The following is a 21,163-nucleotide window of genomic DNA, read 5'->3' as shown; positions in this document are numbered from 1 at the left end:
GTGGTCGCCGTTCTGCACTACGAGAACTGCGGCCGGAAGCCGTTCGCCGCAGCCGCGACGGAGAACGAGGCCTGCCCGCCCACCGGCGGCCGGTTCCTCGTCACCGTCGAGGAGCTGGTCTTCGACAACCCCGGTGACGCCGGGTCGGACTTCGAGCCCTACGGGTCGGTCTCGCTCGTCGACGGCCAAGGCACGCCGATCCGCACCGCCTGGCAGCAGGCCGACCACGACATCCCGCACGTCGTGCGGGTGCCGCTGACCGACGCCCGGGCCGTCGTCGACAGCGACACCGGGGTGTTCTGCTTCCACGCCAGCGTGCGGGAGTCCGACAGCAGCAACGGCGACGACGACCTGAGCTCACAGGTCAGCGACGTGTGCGGCACCGGCGGGGTCGGCACGTTCCGGGGCGACGACGGCACCATCACCATGTACTACGCGGTGCAACGACTGGTCCGGCCCTGCCTGTCCTGGGCGACGTCGATCCCGTGTCAGACCAGCCCGTACCAGTTTCTCTACCACGTCACGCGCGTCGACTTCGGCAACCCCGGCGACGCCGGGGACCCCGAGCCGTACGGCTTCATCAAGGTCAGCCCCGGCGGCGGATCGGCGTACTCGCTGTGGGAACAGAGCAGCCACAACCCGCCGACCATGAGTCACTGGATCCCGCCGACCGTGCTCGCGCCCCTGCGCGTCGGCTCCAACGCCCAGCCATGCTTCTATGTCAACGTGGAGGAGTCGGACAGCAGCGGCCACAACGACTGGCTGACCCCGTTCGGCACGTTCTGCGGGAACGAGAACCATCTCCGGCTCACCGAGGGCGAGAACTGGGTCGAGATCCACTACGAGTTCCTCCAGCTCATCCCCGGCGAGTGAGCCGTACGCCGCGCGGCCGAGGCCGCGCGGACCCGGGGCGGCGACCGTCACCGCTGCGGTGACCGCCCCGGGGCACCGGCGCGGACACGCCCGCTCCGGGCGGCCGGCCGCTACGGTGCCCCGGTCGGAATCAACCCCCGGCGGGAGCCGCAGCGGCCCTTGCCGCCACGAACTGGGTGGCCTGGTTGCGGAACCCCTGGTAGTTGAGGTGCGCCGCCAGGCTGGGCCCGCCCTGGCAGAACCGGTCACCCGCGTTGCAGTAGGACTGGACGCGGGCGGCGAAGGCGTTCAGGCTGCCCGCGCCGCGGGCGAAGATGCCGGAGGCCCGCCCGTCGGTGACGTTGAAGGGCTCGCCGGCGGTGAAGGTCGGGTCGCCGAAGAGCAGCACGGAGGAGACCCGCGCGCCGAGGTCGACGGGCAGCGGGGCGGAGCCGCGCGCGCCGAACCGGGACCGGCTGCCGATACCGGCGAGCGCGTCGCCGACCACGTCGGCGCCCTGCGAGTAGCCCATCAGCACGAACCGGGTGCCGGGGCAGGCGGCCACGGTCGCCGCCATGACCGACTGGAGTTCGGTGACGCCCTGCCGGACGCTCGACGTGTAGTTGAACGAGGCCGGGTAGTCCAGCGCCATGGTGCGGACGGTCTGCGGCGCCTGCCGGGTGATCTGCTGGGCCAGCGGGGTGAGCACGATTCCGAGGCCGGGGCGTTCGGTGGTGCCCCGGGCCCCGATGATCTCCAGGTCCGGGCAGGCGTTGCGCGGGGCCTCGGCGGCGAAGGTCAGCGGCGCGATCGCCAGCCCGGCGGCCACCAGCGCTCCAGCCGCCGCCAGGGCCACCGGCCGCCGCCACCGTGTTCGGTTCCTGCGTCCGTTCATGGTCAGCTCCTCATCCTCAGCTCGACACGAGTGCCGGTGAGTACGGGGCCGACGGGACCGGGGGCGGACCTTGTGCGGCTTGCCACAGTCCGCGCCCCGGCTGAACCGCGAGCGCGCCACCCACGTGCACGCGCGCGAAGATCTTGGACGGTTACCGTCCACACGAGACAGTAACCGTCCAAGATTCAGCAGAACGTCAGGCCAGCGTGCAGGGGGAACCGTTGAGGGTGAAGGCGGTGGGCTTCGGGTTGGTGCCGGTGTGGGTGCCGTTGAAGCCCAGGGTCGCCGACGCGCCAGGCGCGAGCGCGGCGTTGTAGGGGGCGTTCGACGCGGTCACGGCGGTGCCGGTCTGGGTGAAGTTGGCCGACCAGCCCTGGGTGACCTTCTGTCCGGCGTTCGGGAAGGTGAACGCCAGGCTCCAGCCGTTGAGCGCCGTCGAGCCGGTGTTGGTGATCGTGATGTTCGCGGTGAAGCCGGTGCTCCAGTCGCTGGTCGCGTACGCGACCTTGCAGGACCCGGCCGGGGGCGTCGGGGTGGGCGTGGGCGTCGGGGTGGGCGTCGGGGTGGGCGACGCCCCGGGGAGGGTCCGCACCGAGACGCTGGGCGACGTGACCGACGGGTTGCCGGCCGCGTCCACCGCCACGATGTAGAACGGGTACGACGTGTCCGGGGTCAGCCCCGTCACCGTGTGGCTGGTGCCGGCGACCGTGGCGACGACGGAGTGCAGCGGCCAGGTGACCTTCCAGACCTGGTAGCCGGCCACCCCGACGTTGTCGGTCGACGGCCCCCAGCTGAGGGTGACCCCGGTCGAGGTGACGTTGGACGCGGTCGGGGCGCCGGGCACACTCGGCCCGGTGGTGTCCGACCCGGTCCCGGCCGGCGTGGCCACCGCGAGCACCGGCGAGGACAGCGAGGTGTTGCCGGCGCCGTCGCGGGCGCGTACCCAGAACCGGTAGTTGCGGGCGGCCGAGAGGTTGGTCAGGGTCAGGCTGTTGGTGGTGGTGCGGTGCAGCATGAGCGCGTCGCTGCCGATCATCTCCTGGGTGATGTCGTAGCCGGCCAGGCCGCTGCCCCCGGTGTCGGTGGACGCGGGCCAGGTCAGCGTGGCCGAGGTGGGGCTGATCGCGGAGACCACCGGGGTGCCGGGGGCGGTCGGCGGGGTGGTGTCCGACGGCGTCGAGGTCGGCTCCGCGCCCCAGACGAGGGTGCTGCCGGCGTAGAGCGTCACCTTCTTGTTCGGCCCGGCCGTGGCCTGGTACGACGGGTCGTTGGTCGGGTCCCAGGTGCCGCCCTCCGGCACGCCGATCTTGAACTGCACCTCCATCCGGTGCTGCGACTGGCCGGCCGGGACGATGGTGTGCCCGGTGCAGTCGACCTCGACGTACCAGATGTCGCCGCTGAGCTGCTTGGCCGCCGACGGCGACGGGCAGCCCTGGGTGTAGCCGGGGGTGACCTGGACGGCGGCGCTGCCCTCGGGGCGGAAGTAGTAGCGGAACTTCCCGTTGGTCAGCGCGCGGGCCGGGAACGCCGACTTGTTGTAGACGATCGCCTTGAGCCCGGTGGCCCGGGGCTCGGCCTGCATCACCGTGGTCTCCACGGTCAGCTCGTCGATGTCCGGCGTCTCGGCGGTGGGGAAGCCGGCGAGCGGGGTGCCGCCGTACTCGGAGGTGAGCCGGGCCAGGGCGGAAGTGAAGCCCGCGTTGTAGTCGGTGGCGACCTCGTTCATCACGTAGTCGGACCGGCTGTCGGTGTAGGCGTCGTTGGCCGACGACGGGCCGCCGACGAGCGCGCCGTGGAGCACGTGCCGGGTCTCGGTGGGCACGGTCTGGCTGTCCCACCAGGAGCCGTGCGCCGTACGGTGGTGCGGGTTCTTCGGCGCGTTGGCCCCGAACCCGATCTGGTAGCTGGACTTGCGCGGGTTGTCGCCGAGCGCATAGTTGATCTGCCGGACGGCGAAGTCGTGGTAACGCGCCTTGCGGGTGGCGTCGGTGGTCTTGTCGCTGTAGACCAGCGCGGCGAACGCGGTGTTGGCGGCGTAGCGCAGCGCGCCCCAGGAGTCGAGCACCGCCATCCCGCCGGGCGAGTAGTTCACCTTCGCGCCGTCGACGCCTACCGTCCAGTAGTCGAGCCACCGGTTGGCGTCGTCGACGTACTTCTGCTTGCCGGTCAGGTTGGCCAGCAGCACGTACGCGCCGAACTGCTTGTTGTCCCAGGCGATCGTCCACTTGTAGGACCGGGTGGTCGACTGCGGCTCGGTGCCGAGCTTGTCGTACTCGCTCTCGGCCTTGGCCAGGTAGGCGGCGTCACCGGTGGCCCGGTGCAGCCAGATCGCGCCCCAGACCAGCTCGTCCTGCCACCCGCTCCACGACCTGTAGAAGCTGGTCGCGTCGGTGATGCACTCGTGGTAGCTCTTGCGCACCGTGTCGGCGAACGTGTAGAGCTGCTTGGCGTGGGTCAGCAGCTTGTCGGCGTAGGCGGCGTCGGTGGGCCGGAACACCATCGACGAGGCGGCCATCGCCGCCGCCGTCTCCCCCGCGAGGTCCGCGCCACCACAGCTTGAGTCGATCTTGTACGCGGGACGCGCCATCGGCATCACCTCGGCCGGGCCCCACCACTTGTGGTCGTCGTCGCCCTTGCCGACCTGCCCGTAGAGGACGTTCGGGGCGGGGTGCGCCTTGACGAAGTAGTCGTTGACGAAGCGCAGGTTGTTCAGCAGGTGGGTGAGCTGCCCGGAGGCGACGTACCCGTCGCGGTACTCGACCGCGCCCCAGGCGAGCATGGTGGCGCTGAACGCCATCGGGAAGCCGAACTTCACGTGGTCGCCGGCGTCGTACCAGCCGCCGGTGAGGTCCACCCCGACGTCGGCGCCGTCGGTGAGCGCCGAGTCGCCGCGCCAGGAGACCCGGTTCCAGGCCGGCTTCTTGCCGGCTTGCTGCGCCTCGTAGAAGAAGAGGGACTTCTGCAACGCCTCGGCGTAGTTGAAGGCGGGCGCGGCGGCGACGGGCGCGGCCTGCGGGGCGACGACGCCCATGGCGAGGCCGCTGGCCAGGGCGGCGCCGGCGGCGAGCAGGCGGCGCAGCCAGGGTCGGCCGCGCGACGGCCGGGACGGCCGGTTCGGGTGACGCATCTGCGAGCTCCTGGCGGATGGCGCCCGGCGGCCCCGACCGGACGCGGGACGGCGTCTGAGGGGTCGGGGCCGGCGGAGGCGGGTGGTGGGGTCTCCGAGGAGGCGCGGGAGCGCTCCCATGGATGCTCGACAATGTATCCAGCGGATTGCGCACTTGGGAAGACCCCACCGCCGCGAGCCTCGGGCCAGGCTCTCCCTCGGAGTGTCCGACCGCGAACGGGCGGGCCGGCTCTGGGCCGCAGCCCTGGGCTACGTGCGCCGACCACCCCGTTGTCCGGGCGACGGCTGGATCCTGCTCGTACCCCCGCCCGAGGTGCCCGGCGCAGCTCGAACCGGGCGCGGTCAGCGGTGGCGGCTCCGGGCCGGCACCAGCCCGGCCACGGCGGCGGTCACCGGCAGGCTGACGGTGACCAGGGAGCCGTCCAGCTCCGTCGCCATCGGCCGGGCGAGCCGGCGCAGGGTACGCAGCATCGGCGTGTTCTCCGCCTGGACGTGCAGCACCAGGGCCGCAAGGCCGGCCCGCTCGGCGTGCCGCACCAGCCGGCGCAGCAGGGCCGTGCCGATCCCGCGCCGCTGCCAGTCGTCGCGCACCAGTAGCGCCACCTCAGCCTCGTCGCCCTCGGTGAGCAGGTTCGCCATCGCGACGACCGGCTCCGCCGCCCAGCCCGAACCGGCCACCGCGCCGTCGGGGCCGGCCGCAGCCCTGCCCGCACCGGAAACCGTCCCATCGGAACCGGCCGCCGCGGAGCCGAAGCCGGCCGCCGTCGCGACGAGGGTCAGGCCCTGGGCCGGTTCCAGCAGCCGACCCAGCCGGGCCGGCACGGGCAGCGCCGCCCCGCCGAGGTAGCGACGGTGCAGGGTGCGCGCCGAGCAGGCCTGGTGCAGCTCCAGTACGCCGGCCAGGTCGCCGGCGACCGCTGGCCGGACGACCGCCTCCGCGCCGTCGGGCAGGACGAGGGTGACCTGATCGGCGGCCCGCCGGCCCACCGTCGCCGCCAGTTCGGCGAGCGCCTGGGCGCGGGCGTACTCGGCCGGGGTGAAGCTCGGCGCGGCCCGGCGCAGCTCGTACGACCCACCGGTGGGGTCGGGCAGGGCCATCGTCGTGCCGGCGATGCCCCCCGCGACGGCCGCGGGCCGCCAGGTGACCTCGTCGGCACCGAGCAGCGCCCGCAGCGCCTCCCCCGCCTCGTCGGGGTCGCGGACCAGCCGGGTGGCCAGGCCGAGCACCCGGGTGGGCTGGTCGGCGAGGCCACGCGCCTCGCTGCGCGCCACCCAGCAGTCCCGGCCCCGGCCCCGTTCCACGGCGGCGATCAGCTCCGCCTCGTCGAGCGTGTCCGGCGCGTCGACGAGGAAGTCGTCGACCGCGCCGACCTCGGTGGTGTGCACCTGCACGGTGAGGATGTTGACCCCGCGCAACGCGAGGCTCGCCGTGAGGACCGACAGGTAGCCCGGCCGGTCGTCCACGGTGGCTCGGATTCGCCACAGCGCCATGGTTGTCTCTCCCTTCACCCGCCTACGACGATGCCGGCCGGCTGTTGCGGGCCCGTTGCCCGGTGGTGACGGCGCGGGAACCGTGCGCATGACCAGCGCCACAGGTGGTGACCCGCGACACGCCGGGTCGGCGACGTGCGGGAGAACGACAGTGCGGACCCGGCCGCATCGGCCGGGTCCGCACTGGTGCCGCCGGGCGGGCCCCGCACCGGGGCCCGACTCCGGCTGACGGACCCCGCACCGGGGCCCGACAGTCTCAGCCGCCGGCCACCACCGGCGGCGCACCCACCAGGTCCAGCCGGTCACCGAGGATCACCGCGCTGGCCCGGACCAGTTGGGCTAGCCGGTCCACCTCGGTGGAGTGGAACGCGGCGGGGCTCAGCGCCTCGGTCTGGTCGCGGGCCACCACCAGCACCAGCCCGGCCCGGCCGAACGGCGCGATCGCGTAGTGGGTGCCGTTGACGGCGGTCATCGCGCGGGCCCGCAGCGGGGTGATCTCGGGCAGTTGCGGCGGGACCGGCACCCGCCAGCTCGCGTGCGCCACCGTGGCGTCGCCACCCCCGCTGCCGGTACGCGAGGCCCAGTCCAGCGGGACCACCGCCGCCACCGACCAGTCCGCGGCGAGCAGCCCCGGCACCGCGTCGACCAGGGTGGCCAGGCCGTCGGCCGGGTTGCCGGCGACCTGGGCCAGCAGCTCGGCATCCTGGCCGGTGGTCGTCGGCGCGCCGATCGCCCGCCAGACGCCGTCCACCCGTACGCCGGGGATGGCGGCCAGGCCGGCCAGCAGCCGCTCGACCCGGGAGGCGCCCGGCCACACCACGGTGAAGTCGTCGACCGCCCGCCCGCCGAGCCGTTCCAGGACGACGACCTGGACGATGTCGGCACCGGAGACGCCGAGTGTGCGGGCCACCTGGCCGAGGGTGCCGGGGCGGTCCGGCAGGGTCACCCGAACTCTCAGCAACATGATCGTCCCTCCGCTCGGCAGGCCGGCGCAGGGCGGCCGGCAGGCTGGGCACCAGCCTGCCCGTTGACCATTTCGTCCCTGTTGCCGTGCCGTGTCCCGGGGGAAAATCCCGCCTTGACAAGGCGCGTGAGCTGCCATCAACTAGTCGGATGACCGATCCGGCCGTCGTCGACCCGCGCACCGGCCCCGGTGCGGGCGCGGGTGCCCCGAAGGGCCTGGACCTCGACCGGCTCGCCGCCCACCTGGCCGTGCACCGCCCCGAGCTGGCCGCCCCGCCGCTGCGGGCCCGGCTCATCGCCGGCGGCAAGTCCAACCTGACCTACCTGCTGCGCACCGGCGGGGGTTCCGGCGCGCAGGCGGGCGACGGAGCGGGCGAGCCGGCGACCGGGTGGGAGGTGGTGCTGCGCCGGCCACCGCTCGGCCACGTGCTCGCCACGGCGCACGACATGGCCCGGGAACACCGGGTCATCTCGGCGCTCGCCCCGACCGCCGTGCCGGTCCCGGCGGCGCTGCTGCTCTGCACGGACCCCGCCGTGATCGGTGCGCCGTTCTACCTGATGGAGAAGGTCGACGGCGAGGTGTTCCGCAGCCGGTCGCAGACCGACGCGCTGACCGCCGGGCAGCGCCGCGACCTGGCCATGGCGATGATGGACACCCTCGCCGACCTGCACGCGGTCGACCCGGCGGCCGTCGGGCTGGCCGACTTCGGCCGCCCCGAGGGCTTCCTCGGCCGGCAGGTGCGGCGCTGGGCCGGCCAACTGGACCAGTCCCGCAGCCGCCCGCTGCCCGGGATCGACGCGCTACGCGACGCGCTCGCCGGCTCGGTGCCCGAGGGCGCGAACGCCGGGCGGATCGTGCACGGCGACTACCGGCTGGACAACCTGCTCGCCGTGGTCGACACCAACCCCACCACCGCCGGCGACGCCGACGGGACAGCCGGGACAGCCGACGCTGACGGGACAGCCGGGACAGCCGACGCTGACGGGACAGCCGGGACAGCCGACGCTGACGGGACAGCCGGGACAGCCGACGCCGACGGCCGGGTGGCGGTGCGGGCGGTGCTGGACTGGGAGATGGCCACCCTCGGCGATCCGCTGGCTGACCTTGGGCTCCTGCTGACGTACTGGGACGTGCTCGGCGACAGCGACGCCGCCGCCGGCAACCCGGTCGCCGACGGGCTCGGCCCGCGCGCCGGCTTCCCCGCCGGGCGCGAGCTGATCGAGCGGTACGCCGGGCGCGGCGACGTCGATGTCGGGCCGCTGCACTGGCACGTCGCCCTGGGCTGCTTCAAGCTCGCGGTGATCTGCGAGGGGATCCACTACCGGCACACCCTCGGGCAGACGCTCGGCGGGGGTTTCGACCGGATCGGCGACATGGTCGCTCCGCTGGTCGAGCACGGTCTGCGCGCAGTCAGGGAGAAGTGATGGACTTCCAGTTCGACGCCCGCACCGAGAAGCTGCGCGCGCGGCTCGGCACGTTCCTGGAGGAGTGCGTGTACCCGGCGGAGGCGGTGCACGCCGAGCAGGTCGCGGCGGCCGGCGACCCGTGGGCCCGTTCCCCCGTGCTGGAGGAGCTGAAGGCCGAGGCGCACCGGCACGGCCTGTGGAACCTCTTCCTCCCCGACCCCCGGTACGGTGCCGGGCTGACCAACCTCCAGTACGCGCCGCTGGCGGAGCTGACCGGGCGCAGCCCGCACCTGGCCCCCGAGGCGGTCAACTGCGCCGCCCCGGACACCGGCAACATGGAACTGCTCGCGGAGTTCGGCTCCGCGGCGCAGCGGGACCGCTGGCTGGGTCCGCTGCTCGACGGCGAGATCCGTTCGGCGTTCTGCATGACCGAGCCGGAGGTGGCCTCCTCCGACGCCACCAACATCGCCACCCGGATCGTCCGCGACGGCGACTCCTACGTGATCGACGGACGCAAGTGGTGGTCGTCCGGGGCGATGGACCCGCGCTGCGAGATCTTCATCGTGATGGGCAAGACCGACCCCGGGGCCGACCGGCACCGCCAGCAGAGCATGATCCTGGTCCCCCGGGACACCCCGGGGGTGACCGTGCGGCGCGGGATGACGGTCTTCGGCTACAGCGACGCCCCACACGGCGGCCACGCGGAGATCGACTTCACGGGGGTACGGGTGCCCGCGGAGAACCTCGTCGGCGCGGAGGGGGCGGGCTTCGCCATCGCCCAGGCCCGCCTCGGCCCGGGGCGCATCCACCACTGCATGCGGCTGATCGGCATGGCGGAGCGAGCCCTGGAGCTGCTCTGCCGCCGGGCCAACCAGCGGATCGCGTTCGGCCGCCCCCTCGCGGAGCAGGGCGTGGTGCGGGAGTGGATCGCCGAGTCCCGGGTCCGCATCGAGCAGGCCCGGCTGCTGGTGCTCAAGACCGCCTGGCTGATGGACACCGTCGGCAACAAGGGCGCGCGCACCGAGATCCAGGCCATCAAGATCGCCACCCCGGCGATGGCGGAGTGGGTGATCGACAAGGCCATCCAGGGGCACGGCGGCGCGGGCGTCAGCCAGGACACCCCGCTCGCCGGGCTCTGGGCCCAGGCCCGCACCCTGCGCCTCGCCGACGGCCCGGACGAGGTCCACCGCTCCTCCCTGGCCAAGCACGAGCTGCGCCGCTGGGCCTGACCCCCGTACCCGGGCAGCAACGGCGGGAGGTCAGACCGACAGCAGGTCGAGCCAGGCGATGTTGTTGCTGTGCCGGACGTTGGTCGCGATGTTGGTGGTCATGAACGGCAGCGGGTCGTTCGGGGAGTCCCAGACGGCCAGTAGGGAGAAGTGACCGGGGCCGGGCACGGCGGTCCACGGGACGGTCACCGTCGTCACGCCCGGGGGAACGGTGACGCTCACCGACGTCACCGGCACCCAGTCCGCCGGCCAGGCCAGGCCACCGCCCGGACTCGTGCGGTAGAACCGCAGCACCCCGCTGTCGGTGCCCGACCCGTACGGCCCGGGATTGCGCAGCTTGACGAAGATGTGGCTGGTCATGCCGACGACCGGGGACTGGCTGGTCGCGCACTCCACCGGGGTCGGGCAGACCAAGACGTCGGGGCTTGCCCAGATCGTGGTGCCCGAGTGCGGCTGGAGGCCGACGTCGGCGGCGACATCCCTCATCCAGACGTCGGTGACGGTCATGATCCGATCCGGCTTCACGGCCGGCAGGGCGGTGGCGGCCAGCGGCCCGGCGGCGGCCGGCAGGGCGGTGGCGGCCAGCAGGCCGGCCAGGGCCGGGCCGGCGAACAGGGCTAGCGCCACCCGGTGGGCGCGGCTACCGAGGATTGCCATGACAGCGGTCTCCCATCGACGAAGGAACCGGCCCCGGAGCTCTCTCCGTCCCCGCGCCGGCGTGGTCCTGACTTCAGGAGCCGGTATGCGGAGCCGAGATACCGGCTGACGGCACGGACCTTTCACAGATGGCGCCAGGCCGGATCAATCAGACGCGGGACCGCACCCAGGGGACTGCGTCGAAGTGCGGGGAGAAGGGCAGCACGTGTCTTAGCGTCCGCGGGCGCGCCGTCCACGGGAAACTGGTCGCAGCCCTGACGACGAGCGGGAACCGGGATGGATCTTGGAGAATACCGGCCTTCAGAGGGGCCCTTTGCTTCCAATATCTCCTGTTTTCGGAGCGGCGGGATGGTGGCGGAGGCAGGCCCTAGGCGGAGGCGCGGCGGACCATGTGGGTGTCGAGGAGGATGTGGTTGGTCGGGATGTCCTCACCGCGGATGCGGGACACCAGCAGGTGGGCCATCTGCCGGCCCATCTCCTCGACCGGCTGGAAGACGGTGGTCAGCGGCGGCTCGGCCTGCCGGGCCACCGGCGCGTCGTCGAAGCCGATCACCGCCACGTCGTCCGGCACCCGCCGGCCGGCCTCGCGCAGCGTCCGCAGCGCGCCGAAGGCCATCAGGTCGGAGGCGACGAAGACCGCGTCGAGATCCGGGCAGACCTCCAGCAGACGACGCATGCAGGCTGCCCCGCTGCCCTCGCTGAAGTCGCCGTACGAGATGAGGTCGGGGTTGAGGCCGCCCCCGGTGGCCTGGACGGCCTCCCGGTAGCCGGTCAACCGGGCCAGTCCGGCGCCCATGTCCTGGGTGCCGGCGATGGTGGCGATGCGCCGCCGTCCCCGGGCGAACAGGTATTCCACGGCGTGCCGGGCACCGCCGACGTTGTCCACGTCGACGTAGTACGCGGGCTGCGCGCCCGGCTGGAGCATCCGGGCCGGCCGGCCGCCGAGCACGGTCGGCAGGCCCCGCTCCTCCAGCAGGGTGGGCAGCGGGTCGGAGTCGTGCAGCGACAGCAGCAGGACGCCGTCGACGTGCTGGTTGGTGAGGTGGTGCTCCACGCGTTCCCGCTCCACCGGCGACTGGGCCATGGCCAGCCAGAGCTGCATCGGGGTCTCCAACAGCCCCGAGCTGATCCCCCGCACGATCCCGGCGAAGAACGGCTCGGTGAAGACCCGGTCCCCGGACTCGGAGACGACCAGAGCCACCGAGTCGGTCCGCTGGGTCACCAGGGCCCGGGCGGCGCGGTTCGGCACGTACCCCAGCTCGGCGATCGCCTGTTGCACGGCGGCCCGGGCCTCCGGGCTCACCTGGGGTGAGCCGTTGACCACCCGGGAAACCGTGCCGCGCCCGACGCCGGCGCGCGCGGCGACCGCGTCAAGGGTCGGGCGCCCGAGCGACCGGGTGCGCTGCGTTGTCATCGTCTGCTCCTCCGACATGGGCGGCCCGACGCGCCCCCGGGGTTGGGGGGGACGGGCACCGGAACCGCCCGTCACTGGCTGGCCGTGTGCCTTATTGTGCGGCCAGACCGTTGCGTCGGATCACCTCGGCGTACCACCTGGCGCTGAACTTGGGGATGCGGACCTGGCTGTCGTAGTCGACGTACACCATGCCGAAGCGCTTGGTGTAACCCCAGGCCCACTCGAAATTATCCATCAGCGACCACGCGAAGTAGCCCCGCAGGGGCACCCCTGCACCGATCGCCGCGTGCGCCGCCCGCAGGTGCGAGTCGAAGTAGGCCAACCGGTCGGCGTCGTCCACCTGACCGTCGACCACGCAGTCGACGAACGCCGAGCCGTTCTCGGTCACGTACAGCGGCAGGTCGGTGTATTCCCGATGGACCCGCTCCAGGGTCTCGACGAGCCCGGGGGCGTCGATCTCCCAGTCCATGTCGGTCACCGGGACTCCCCGGGTGACGAACCGGACGTCCTCGCTGCCCGGCCAGCAGGTCGGCGCCCGCCAGTACGCCTCCGGCTGCTCCCCCTCGACCGGGGCGGCGACCACGTGCCGGCTGTAGTAGTTGACCCCGACCAGGTCCAGCGGCGTCGAGATGATCTCCAGGTCGCCGTCACGCACGTGCCCGAAGTCCGTCACCGGCGCCAGGTCCGCCTGGAGATCCGCCGGGTACGACCCGCGTAGCACCGGATCCAGGAAGAACCGGTTGGCCAGCGCGTCGATCCGCCGCGCCGCGTCCGCGTCGGCCGGCGAGTCGGTGGCCGGGGTCACCGGGTAGAGGTTCACCGTGATGCCGAGCTGGGCCTGGGGGCGCGATGCCCTGAGCGCCTGGACGGCCAGGCCGTGCCCGAGCATCAGGTGGTGCCCGGCCCGGACCGCGTCCGCCCCGTCGGTACGCCCCGGCGCGTGCGCACCCGAGCCGTACCCGAGGAACGCCGAGCACCACGGCTCGTTGAGCGTGGTCCAGTAGCGCACCCGGTCGCCGAGCGCGTCCGCGACGAGCTGGGCGTAGTCGGCGAACCGGCCGGCGGTGTCCCGGGCCGGCCAGCCGCCGGTGTCCTCGAGGGGCTGCGGCAGGTCCCAGTGGTAGAGGGTCAGCCACGGCTCGATGCCGTGGCCCAGCAGCTCGTCGACCAGCCGCCGGTAGAAGTCCAGCCCCTCGGCGTTGGCCGCGCCCGAGCCGCCCGGCTGCACGCGCGGCCAGGACACCGAGAACCGGTAGGACTTCAGGCCCAGCTCCGCCATGAGGCGTACGTCGTCGGGCATCCGGTGGAAGTGGTCGCAGGCCACGTCGCCGGTGTGCCCGCCGATGGTCCGCCCCTGCGTGTGGCTGAACGTGTCCCAGATCGAGGGGGTACGGCCGCCCTCCGTGGCCGCGCCCTCGATCTGGTACGCCGCCGTGGCGGCACCCCACAGGAAGCCGGGCGGGAAGGTCAGGGCCGGGCCCTGGTCGAGGACGCCGACGGCGGGCGGACGGGTCGGATCGCTCACGACTTGACGGCACCTTCCATGATCCCGCCGATGATCTGGCGGCCGAACAGGACGAACACGACGAACAGCGGAAGCGTGGCGACCAGCGTGCCCGCGAAGATCTGCGAGTTGTCGGCGAAGTATGCCGTGTTGAGGCTGCGCAGCGAGATCTGCACGGTCGGGTTGGCCGGGTCGGCGAGCACCACGAAGGGCCAGAAGAACTGGTTCCACTGCTCCATGAAGGTGAGCAGGCCCAGCACCGCCGCCGCCGGCCGCAGCGCGGGGACGACGACGTGCCAGTAGACGCGCCAGGTGGAGCAGCCGTCCACCCGGGCCGCCTCGATCAGCTCGTTGGGCACGGCCTGCTCGGCGTACTGGCGCATCATGAAGATACCGAAGCCGCCGATGAGGAACGGCACCGTCACCGACGGCATGGTGTTCAGCCACTCGAGCTTGGCCATCAGGATGTACAGCGGCAGCACGCCGAGCTGGATCGGGACCATCATCGAGGCGAGGATGATCAGCAGCATCGCGTTCTTGCCGCGGAAGCGCAGCTTGGCGAAGGCGAAACCGGCCAGCGAGCCGAAGAAGACGGTGGCGATGGTGATCGTCCCGGAGACCAGGAACGAGTTCATCAGCCCCTTGACGATGTTGGCGTCACCGTTCTCCAGCACCCGCTGGATGTTCTCGCCGAGCTTGCCGCCGGGCAGGAACGGCGGCGGCCAGGAGTTGGCCGCGTCGTTCGTCCGGGACGCGATGACGATCATCCAGTAGAACGGGAACAGCGAGAGGATCACGCCGAGGACCAGGCCGACCCAGGTCAGCGGGGTCGCCTTCCAGATCCGGTCGGCCTTGTGCGCGTCGCGCGGCGGCTTACCGGCCGGGCGCGCGGGTGGGCGGAGCGTCGTGGTCGTCATCTGGGCGCAACCCTCACTTGTCGGAACTGATGCGGCGGGCGAGCAGGTAGTTCACCAGCGACACCAGCGCGATGAGCAGGAACAGCACGAGGGCCACCGCGCCGGCGTACCCCCAGCGGAACCGCGTGTTCATCACGTCGAGCAGGTACATGGTGATGGTCTGGAACTGCCCCTCCGAGCCGCCGGAGAGCGCCCCCGCGCCGCTGGTGAACATCAGCGGCTCGGTGAAGAGCTGCAACCCGCCGATGGTCGAGACGATCAGCGTGAAGATGATCGTCGGGCGGAGCTGCGGGATGGTGATCGACCAGAACTGCCGACGCCGCGACGCGCCGTCCAGCGCCGCCGCCTCGTACATGTCCTTGCTGATCGACTGCATGGCGGCCAGGTAGATCAGGGCGTTGTAGCCGACCCACCGCCAGTCGACCATGGTGGAGATGGCGAACCAGGAGGCGTAACGGTTCGCCCGCCAGTCGATCGGGTCGAGGCCGACCAGGTCGAACAGCCAGTTGGCGAGGCCGAACTCCTTGGCGTAGATCATCGAGAAGATCAGCGCGACCACGGCGGTGGAGGTGATGATCGGCATCGCGATGGCCATCCGGAAGAAGGTCTGCGCCCGCAGCTTCCGGTTCAGCGCGTTGGCCAGCACCAGCGCCAGCATGAGCTGCGGCACGGTGGAGAGCAGGAAGATGCCGAACGTGTTGACGACCGCGTTCCAGAACTGCGGGTCGTCGGTCAGCAGCTCGACGAAGTTGTCCAGGCCGACGAAGCTGATCGTGGCGTTCAGCGGCGACCGGTCGGTGAGCGCGATCCAGACCGTGTAGACGATCGGGTACGCGCTGAAGACCGCGAAGATCACGAAGAACGGCAGGACGTACAGGTACGGGGAGAACTTCAGGTCCAGCTTGGTGAACGAGGCCGGGCGGCGGCGCTCGGCACGGGCGGGGCGGGCGGGGTCACCGCCCTCGCCGGGGGGCGCTGCGGTGGTGAGGTCCAGGCTCATCGACGGTCCTTCTCGTCGGTCGGCGCGACCCGCCCGCGCGGGCGGCACCGGGGGGATTACCGGCCTTCCGCGCGGGCGGCGCCGGGGGGATTGCCAGCCCGGCCGCGGGCGGTGCCGGGGCTTACCGGGCACCGCGGGTGGCGCCGACAGTCGCCTGTCGACGCCACCCGTGGTCGGTTCGACCGGTCACTTACCGGCGGCCTCGCCGTTCTTCAGCGCTGCCTGCCACTGCTCGGCGGCGGGCTTGCCCTGCTCGACGGCGCGCAGGGTGTTCTCCACGGCGGTGCGGACCGCCTGGTTCTTCGGGCCGAGGTAGACCGGCTTCAGCTCGCTCGCACCGGCGGCGAAGATCTTGCCGACCGGGGCGTTGGTGAAGTACTCGTTGGTCGAGTCGGCGACGGCCGGGTCGGCCAGGGCCTGCGGCGACGACGGCAGGTTGCCGACCTTCTTGAACGCCTCGGTCTGGCCCTTGGCGCTGGTCAGGAACTTCACCAGCTCGGCGGCCTCCTTGGCGTGCTTGCTGGACTTCGGCACGGCCAGGAAGGAACCGCCCCAGTTACCGCCGTTGCCGGGGGCCTTCGCGACGTCCCACTTGCCGGCGGCGGAGTCACCGGCCTGGCCCTTGATGACGCCGGTCATCCAGGCGGGGCAGGCGATGGTGGCGAAGGTGCCGTTCTTGAAGCCGGCGTTCCACTCGTTCGAGAACGACTGGAGGTTGTTCGACAGGCCGGCGGCGATCATCTTGGTGGAGAGGTCGTACGCGGTCCGCACGTCCGGGTTCTCGCCGATGACCAGCTTGTTGCTCTTGTCGTAGTAGGTGTAGCCGGTGCCGTTGCCCGCGGTCTGCATCAGCACGACGTTGTAGAAGTTGGTCGCCGAGTCGACGAACTTGTGCTTCTTGTCGGCGGCGACGAACTTCTGGCCGGTGGCGATGAACTGGTCCCAGGTCGGCCAGAGCGCGCCGACCTCTTCGCGGTCCGTCGGCAGGCCGGCGGCCTTGAACAGGTCACTGCGGTAGCACAGCGCCATCGAGCCGACGTCGGTGCCGAGGCCGAGGACGGCGCCGTCCGGGGTGGTGCCCTGCTCCCACTTCCACGGCAGGAAGTTGCCCTTGAGGTCGTTCGCGCCGTGGTCGGCCAGGTTCACGAACTTGCCGGCCTGGGCGTAGAACTGGACGATCGTGCCCTCTTCGAGGGCCACCACGTCACCGGCGCCGGCACCGGCGGTGATCTGCTGGGTGAGGCGGGTGTTGTAGTCACCGAGGCCGAGGCCCTTGCCCCGCTGCTCGATCTTGATGTTCGGGTGCTCCGACTCGTACTGCTTGTAGAGCTCGTCGTAGCCGAAGCCCTGGTCGCCGAAGACGTCGACGACGAGGGTGATCGGGCCGTCGCTGCTGCCCGAGCCCTCGTCGTCACTGCCGCAGGCGGAAGTGGTGGCGATCATCGCGACGGACGCGAGCGCGATGGCCGCGAGCCGCCGGCGACGGATTGGGACGCTCATCCGAGACCCCTCTTTCGGTGGTGAGGCTGTGTCATGTGGTGGGGGGTGCTGTGCAGGCGCTCGCGGCCGATGGCCGGAGCCCACGGTCGACGCCCGGCGAGGCTGCGGAGAGATCCGCAACACGGCCCGGGAGCGCTCCCATGAGACTGGAGGAGAGTCCCGAAGGTGTCAATAAGCCTTTGGGAGCGTTCCCAGATCGTTACCGCCGTGTATCGGAACTATCGCGAGCCCGGATCTAGGCGGCGTCCAGCGCCCAGCCGGCGGACGTCCAGCGCGCCACGCCACGTCGGGCTCCGGCGGGTTGCGCCATGTCGGCGACATGGGGGCATCCCACGCCCTGGATACCCCGATGTCGCCGTCATGGAGTCGATCAACCGACCTGGTGAGCGGATTATCCGGTCCGGCTGGCGGGCGAGCGAGCAGGCAGGTGGGCGAGCGGGTGGGCGAGCGGGCGACGGTGACCGGCGGCATCCTGGGGCCGGAATCGCGGCGGGGCCGGGGTCGTTATACCTGGACCCGGCGCCGCAAGGCAGCCGCCCCCATCTCCCTGCTTCGTTGTTCGGGCGCCTCGACGTGGTGCTCACACCCACCCCAAGCCCTCTGCCCGGACGGGTGTCGACCCCCGGATTGGAGTCACCCCCCATGACCACCACCATCCTGCGCAAGAGTGTCCTCGGCATCGCCGGACTCACCGCCACCGCCGGCCTCGCCGCCGGACCCCTCCACCACACCACCACCAGCACCGACACGGTCGACACCCGACCCGCCGCCGCCCAGACCGACAACACCGGCGTGGACACCGCCGCCCTCACCCCCCACGGCGTACAGGGCGCGCAGTCGCACATCGACCTCGACACCGAACAGACCACCAACGCCAAGGCCATCATCACCGCCACCAAGAAGACCGGCCTCGACGAACGCGCCGCCGTCATCTCCATCGGCACCGCCCTGCAGGAATCGAAGCTGCAGAACCTCGGCCACCTCGGCGACCACAACGACCACGACTCCCTCGGCCTGTTCCAACAGCGCCCCTCCAGCGGGTGGGGCACCCCCGAACAAATCACCGACCCCGCCTACGCCACCACCGCCTTCCTCACCGGCCTCAAGCAGGTCGACGGCTGGCACGACATGCCCCTCACCGACGCTGCCCAGACCGTCCAGGTCTCCGCCTACCCCGACGCCTACGCCCAATGGGAACAACAGGCCGCCGACCTCGTCACCCAACACTGGAACAACTGACCCACACACACACAGCCATCGAGCCGGGCCACCACAACCGGGGCCCGGCTCGACGGCGTCCCCGGCCAGCAGGCGTTGAGAAGGGGCCCTTCCTCTACCGAAAGCGTTAACAGGGGGCCCTTCCTTGCACCTCAGCTGAGGTGGCGCAGGAGGGTGGCGGCGCGGGCCGGGTCGAAGGCGTCCGGGTCGTACGAGTCGCCGACCCAGTCCCGCAGCCGCTCGCGCTCGGGGTGGGCGGGGTCGGCGAGCGCGGCCAGCAGCACCTGGTGCCCGGCCGGGCCGCCGACGTCCTCCGGTGGGCAGGCCCGCTCGCCGGCCAGGCAGGTCGGGTACCGCTCGTCCGGGTCGGCGGCGAAGGCGTCCTCGACGAGGATGTCGTGCTCCCACCAGTCGCCGAAGTCGTAGGTGTAGTGGAAGCGGCTGCCCTTGCCGACGACCGCGTCCAGCCGGACGTCCAACTCGTCCCGCACGGCCAGTTCCCCGTCCGGGTCGGGCTGGGCGTACTGCGTGCCGCCGATCTCGAACGAGTGCAGGTGGCAGTCGCGCCAGCCCATCGCGTGCTGCACGACCCGGTGCAGCCGGTCCAGCGTGTATCCGGCGGGGACCAGCACCCGCCGCCAGATGAGGGGGTGGACCCCGACGAGGGACACCTTCAGCTGGAAGATCTGACGTGGCATGTGCTGCCCCCTCCCTTCACGACATAGGCTGCCGGCATGATCTGCCGATCCTGCCGGGAACGGCGGCACGACGAATGCCCGGGCCGGGCGTGGTGCGACTGCCAGCACCGTACCCCCGAACCCATCCCTCCGGTCACGGGTCCGGCCGGCGAATGAGCGCCGGTGTGGCGATTTCCCGCCTCTGGCCGGCCCCGTCGGCGGCCCCGTTGGACGATGCGGAGCTGACCGCGCTGTACGGCCGGACGGACCGCCCCCACCTGCGGGTGAACTTCGTGACCAGCATCGACGGCGCGGTCTCGCTCGACGGCTACTCCGCCGGGCTGTCCGGCGAGCCGGACAAGCGGGTCTTCGGTCTGCTGCGGATGCTCTGCGACGGGCTGCTGGTGGCGGCCGGGACGCTGCGGCACGAGGGGTACCGCGCGGTGCGGCTCGACGCGTCGCGTCGGGCCTGGCGGCGCGCGCACGGGCTGGCCGGGTATCCGACCCTGGTGGTGGTCTCCGGCTCGCTGGACCTGGATCCGGCGCAGGCCGTCTTCGCCGACGCGCCGGTGCGCCCGGTCGTGCTCACCCATGCCGCGGCCGAGGCGCCGCCGGGCCTGGCCGAGGTGGCCGACCTGGTGCGCTGCGGGGTCGGCCGGGTCGATCTCGCCGCCGGGCTCGCCGAGCTGCGCCGGCGCGGCCTCGGGCAGGTGCTCTGCGAGGGCGGCCCGCACCTGTTCGGCGCGCTAACCGCCGCCGACCTGGTCGACGAGGTCTGCCTCACCGTCGCGCCGTTGCTCGCCGGGGCCGGCCCGGGGCGGATCGCCGCCGGGCCGGCCGGGCCGCACCGGGAGTTGCCGCTGCGGCACGTGCTGGCCGCCGCCGACGGCGTGCTGATGCTCCGCTACGCCCGCGACGCCGACCCGGCCCCGGGCCCGGCCGCCAGCTCGTAGGCGGGGCGGAGGCCCGCCGCCGGGCGGGGCCGGGAGCGGGAGACGGGCATGGCGGGCGGGGCGGTTCCGGTACGACGGGGGCGGCGGTGCCCCCGTCGTACTCCGAATCGGATCAGCTGACCGACACGGCCGTCCAGGCGGCGGCGACGGTCCGGTACTCGACGCTGCTGGCGCCGTAGAGGTCGGCGGCGGCCGACAGGGTGGCGGTGCGGGCCCCCGCGTAGTTGGTCCGCGAGGTCATGTAGATGGTCAGCGCGCGGTACCAGATCGCGCCGGCCTTGGCGTTGCCGATGCCGGTGATGGCGCTGCCGTCGCAGGTGGGGCTGTCGCCGTACGCGGACGCCCCGCTGCCGACGGCGAGCAGGTAGAAGAAGTGGTTGGCCACGCCGGAGGAGTAGTGCACGTCCTTGAAGCGGATGCGGGTGGACCAGCAGTCGGCCGACGAGCCGTCCTTGGAGGGCTTGTCCATGTAGCGCAACGGCACGCCGGTGGTGCGCAGCTTCTCCCCGATGAGGTAGTCGCCCGGGTCGCTGGCGTTGGCGGCGGAGAACTCCACGAGGGTGCCGAAGATGTCGCTGGTGGCCTCGTTCAGGCCACCGGACTCGCCGCTGTAGATCAGGCCGGCGGTGTTGCTGGTGACGCCGTGGGTCATCTCGTGGCCGGCGACGTCGAGTGAGGTCAGCGGGGCCCAGCCGGAGCCGCCGTCACCGTACGTCATGCAGAAGCAGGAGTCGCTCCAGAACGCGTTGGCGTAGTTGGTGCTGTAGTGCACCCGGCTGTAGGCGGCGACGCCGTCGTTGCGGATGCCGTTGCGGCCGAACGTGTTCTTGAAGTAGTCCCAGGTGACGGCCGCGCCGTAGTGGGCGTCGGCGGCGACGGTCTGCCGGTTGGCCACGGTGCCGTCGCCGAAGACGTTCGTGGCGCTGGCGGCCAGGGTGCCGGTGCCGCTGGTGCCGCCGTTCAGGTCGTACGTCTTGTGGCCGCCGCGGGCGCCGTCGGTGAGCTGGTACGTGCTGCCGGCGGCGGTGGTGCCGAGCGGCACGGTGCCGGAGTGGAGGGTGTTGCCGGTGCCCTCGCGCTGCACGCCCTCCCAGGAGTCGCGGACCCCGCCGGTGGCGGCGTCGACGAGCACGTGCAGCTCGCTGGGGGTGTCGTCGGCGTACACGCCGCCGACGACCACCTCGTAGGCGAGGGCGGTGCGCGCGCCGTCGGCGTCGTACACCAGCTGGGTGCCGTCGATGCGGCGGGCGGTGGCGGTGGAGGCGGCGAGGGCGGCGCGGCCGGCGGCGGCCTCGCCGACGGCGGGCCGCGCGGCGAGGGCGGCCCGGCGCGGCGCGGCCGTGATGCTCTGGCTGGCGC

The 21,163-nt window shown here is 72.3% G+C and carries 17 protein-coding genes; 5 read left to right on the top strand and 12 right to left on the bottom strand.

Annotated features, from left to right (window positions below):
* Positions 1-873 (top strand): hypothetical protein (locus ACFT41_RS29035; protein ID WP_377614051.1); only part of this gene is annotated, 873 nt, incomplete at its 5' end.
* A 130-nt stretch (positions 874-1,003) separates the two neighbouring features.
* Here the strand turns inward: ACFT41_RS29035 and ACFT41_RS29030 are convergent.
* From ACFT41_RS29030 to ACFT41_RS29015, 4 genes are all read right to left on the bottom strand, one after another.
* A complete protein-coding gene (locus tag ACFT41_RS29030) occupies positions 1,004-1,747 on the bottom strand; it encodes a cutinase family protein (RefSeq protein ID WP_377589157.1) in 744 nt (247 codons plus the stop codon).
* 196 nt (positions 1,748-1,943) lie between these two features.
* Positions 1,944-4,874: a glycoside hydrolase family 9 protein gene (locus tag ACFT41_RS29025; RefSeq protein WP_377589156.1), complete on the bottom strand. Its 2,931-nt coding sequence runs from the start codon at positions 4,872-4,874 to the stop codon at positions 1,944-1,946.
* A 342-nt stretch (positions 4,875-5,216) separates the two neighbouring features.
* Positions 5,217-6,365: a GNAT family N-acetyltransferase gene (locus tag ACFT41_RS29020; protein WP_377589155.1), complete on the bottom strand. Its 1,149-nt coding sequence runs from the start codon at positions 6,363-6,365 to the stop codon at positions 5,217-5,219.
* A 256-nt stretch (positions 6,366-6,621) separates the two neighbouring features.
* The gene (locus ACFT41_RS29015; RefSeq protein ID WP_377589154.1) at positions 6,622-7,329 is read right to left on the bottom strand and encodes an amino acid-binding protein; all 708 of its coding nucleotides are present in this window, start codon (positions 7,327-7,329) and stop codon (positions 6,622-6,624) included.
* 149 nt (positions 7,330-7,478) lie between these two features.
* On the opposite strand from ACFT41_RS29015, the gene ACFT41_RS29010 reads away from it, so the two are divergent.
* Both ACFT41_RS29010 and ACFT41_RS29005 read left to right on the top strand, forming a co-directional pair.
* On the top strand, positions 7,479-8,753 hold the full coding sequence (locus ACFT41_RS29010; RefSeq protein WP_377589153.1) for a phosphotransferase family protein: 1,275 nt from the start codon (positions 7,479-7,481) through the stop codon (positions 8,751-8,753).
* Entirely contained in the window at positions 8,753-9,964 is a 1,212-nt protein-coding gene (locus ACFT41_RS29005) for an acyl-CoA dehydrogenase family protein (RefSeq protein WP_377589152.1), read from the top strand. The genes ACFT41_RS29010 and ACFT41_RS29005 overlap by 1 nt, the downstream gene beginning before the upstream one ends.
* 30 nt (positions 9,965-9,994) lie before the next feature.
* Here the strand turns inward: ACFT41_RS29005 and ACFT41_RS29000 are convergent, their stop codons facing one another.
* The 6 genes from ACFT41_RS29000 to ACFT41_RS28975 form a co-directional block, all read right to left on the bottom strand.
* Positions 9,995-10,621 carry a hypothetical protein gene (locus tag ACFT41_RS29000; protein ID WP_377589151.1) on the bottom strand — a complete coding sequence of 209 codons (627 nt, stop codon included), beginning with the start codon at positions 10,619-10,621 and terminating at the stop codon, positions 9,995-9,997.
* A gap of 367 nt (positions 10,622-10,988) precedes the next feature.
* A complete protein-coding gene (locus ACFT41_RS28995) occupies positions 10,989-12,035 on the bottom strand; it encodes a LacI family DNA-binding transcriptional regulator (protein WP_377589150.1) in 1,047 nt (348 codons plus the stop codon).
* Positions 12,036-12,126: 91 nt separating this feature from the next.
* Positions 12,127-13,560 (bottom strand): GH1 family beta-glucosidase, encoded by a 1,434-nt coding sequence (locus tag ACFT41_RS28990; protein WP_377589149.1) that lies wholly within the window; start codon positions 13,558-13,560, stop codon positions 12,127-12,129.
* Positions 13,557-14,456: a carbohydrate ABC transporter permease gene (locus ACFT41_RS28985; RefSeq protein ID WP_377589148.1), complete on the bottom strand. Its 900-nt coding sequence runs from the start codon at positions 14,454-14,456 to the stop codon at positions 13,557-13,559. Before ACFT41_RS28985 ends, ACFT41_RS28990 begins: the two co-directional genes overlap by 4 nt.
* Before the next feature lie 13 nt (positions 14,457-14,469).
* Complete coding sequence (locus tag ACFT41_RS28980) at positions 14,470-15,456, bottom strand: carbohydrate ABC transporter permease (protein WP_377614050.1); 987 nt, start codon at positions 15,454-15,456, stop codon at positions 14,470-14,472.
* 186 nt (positions 15,457-15,642) lie between these two features.
* Positions 15,643-16,956: an ABC transporter substrate-binding protein gene (locus ACFT41_RS28975; protein ID WP_377589146.1), complete on the bottom strand. Its 1,314-nt coding sequence runs from the start codon at positions 16,954-16,956 to the stop codon at positions 15,643-15,645.
* A gap of 642 nt (positions 16,957-17,598) precedes the next feature.
* Between ACFT41_RS28975 and ACFT41_RS28970 the strand changes: the two genes are divergently transcribed.
* The gene (locus tag ACFT41_RS28970) at positions 17,599-18,195 is read left to right on the top strand and encodes a hypothetical protein (protein ID WP_377614049.1); all 597 of its coding nucleotides are present in this window, start codon (positions 17,599-17,601) and stop codon (positions 18,193-18,195) included.
* 131 nt (positions 18,196-18,326) lie between these two features.
* Here ACFT41_RS28970 and ACFT41_RS28965 read toward each other — a convergent pair whose 3' ends face one another.
* On the bottom strand, positions 18,327-18,872 hold the full coding sequence (locus ACFT41_RS28965; protein ID WP_377590460.1) for a plasmid pRiA4b ORF-3 family protein: 546 nt from the start codon (positions 18,870-18,872) through the stop codon (positions 18,327-18,329).
* Between the two features lie 152 nt (positions 18,873-19,024).
* Here ACFT41_RS28965 and ACFT41_RS28960 point away from each other — a divergent pair, with 152 nt between their 5' ends.
* Positions 19,025-19,804 carry a pyrimidine reductase family protein gene (locus ACFT41_RS28960; RefSeq protein WP_377590461.1) on the top strand — a complete coding sequence of 260 codons (780 nt, stop codon included), beginning with the start codon at positions 19,025-19,027 and terminating at the stop codon, positions 19,802-19,804.
* Between the two features lie 112 nt (positions 19,805-19,916).
* Here ACFT41_RS28960 and ACFT41_RS28955 read toward each other — a convergent pair.
* Positions 19,917-21,163, bottom strand: a 1,247-nt coding sequence (locus ACFT41_RS28955) for a M4 family metallopeptidase (RefSeq protein WP_377614048.1), incomplete at its 5' end; no start/stop codon positions are given.

This window comes from Micromonospora sp. NPDC057141, from assembly GCF_042670805.1.
In the GTDB taxonomy this organism is placed as follows: Bacteria; Actinomycetota; Actinomycetes; order Mycobacteriales; family Micromonosporaceae; genus Micromonospora.
This window is presented reverse-complemented; position numbering and strand designations above follow the sequence as displayed.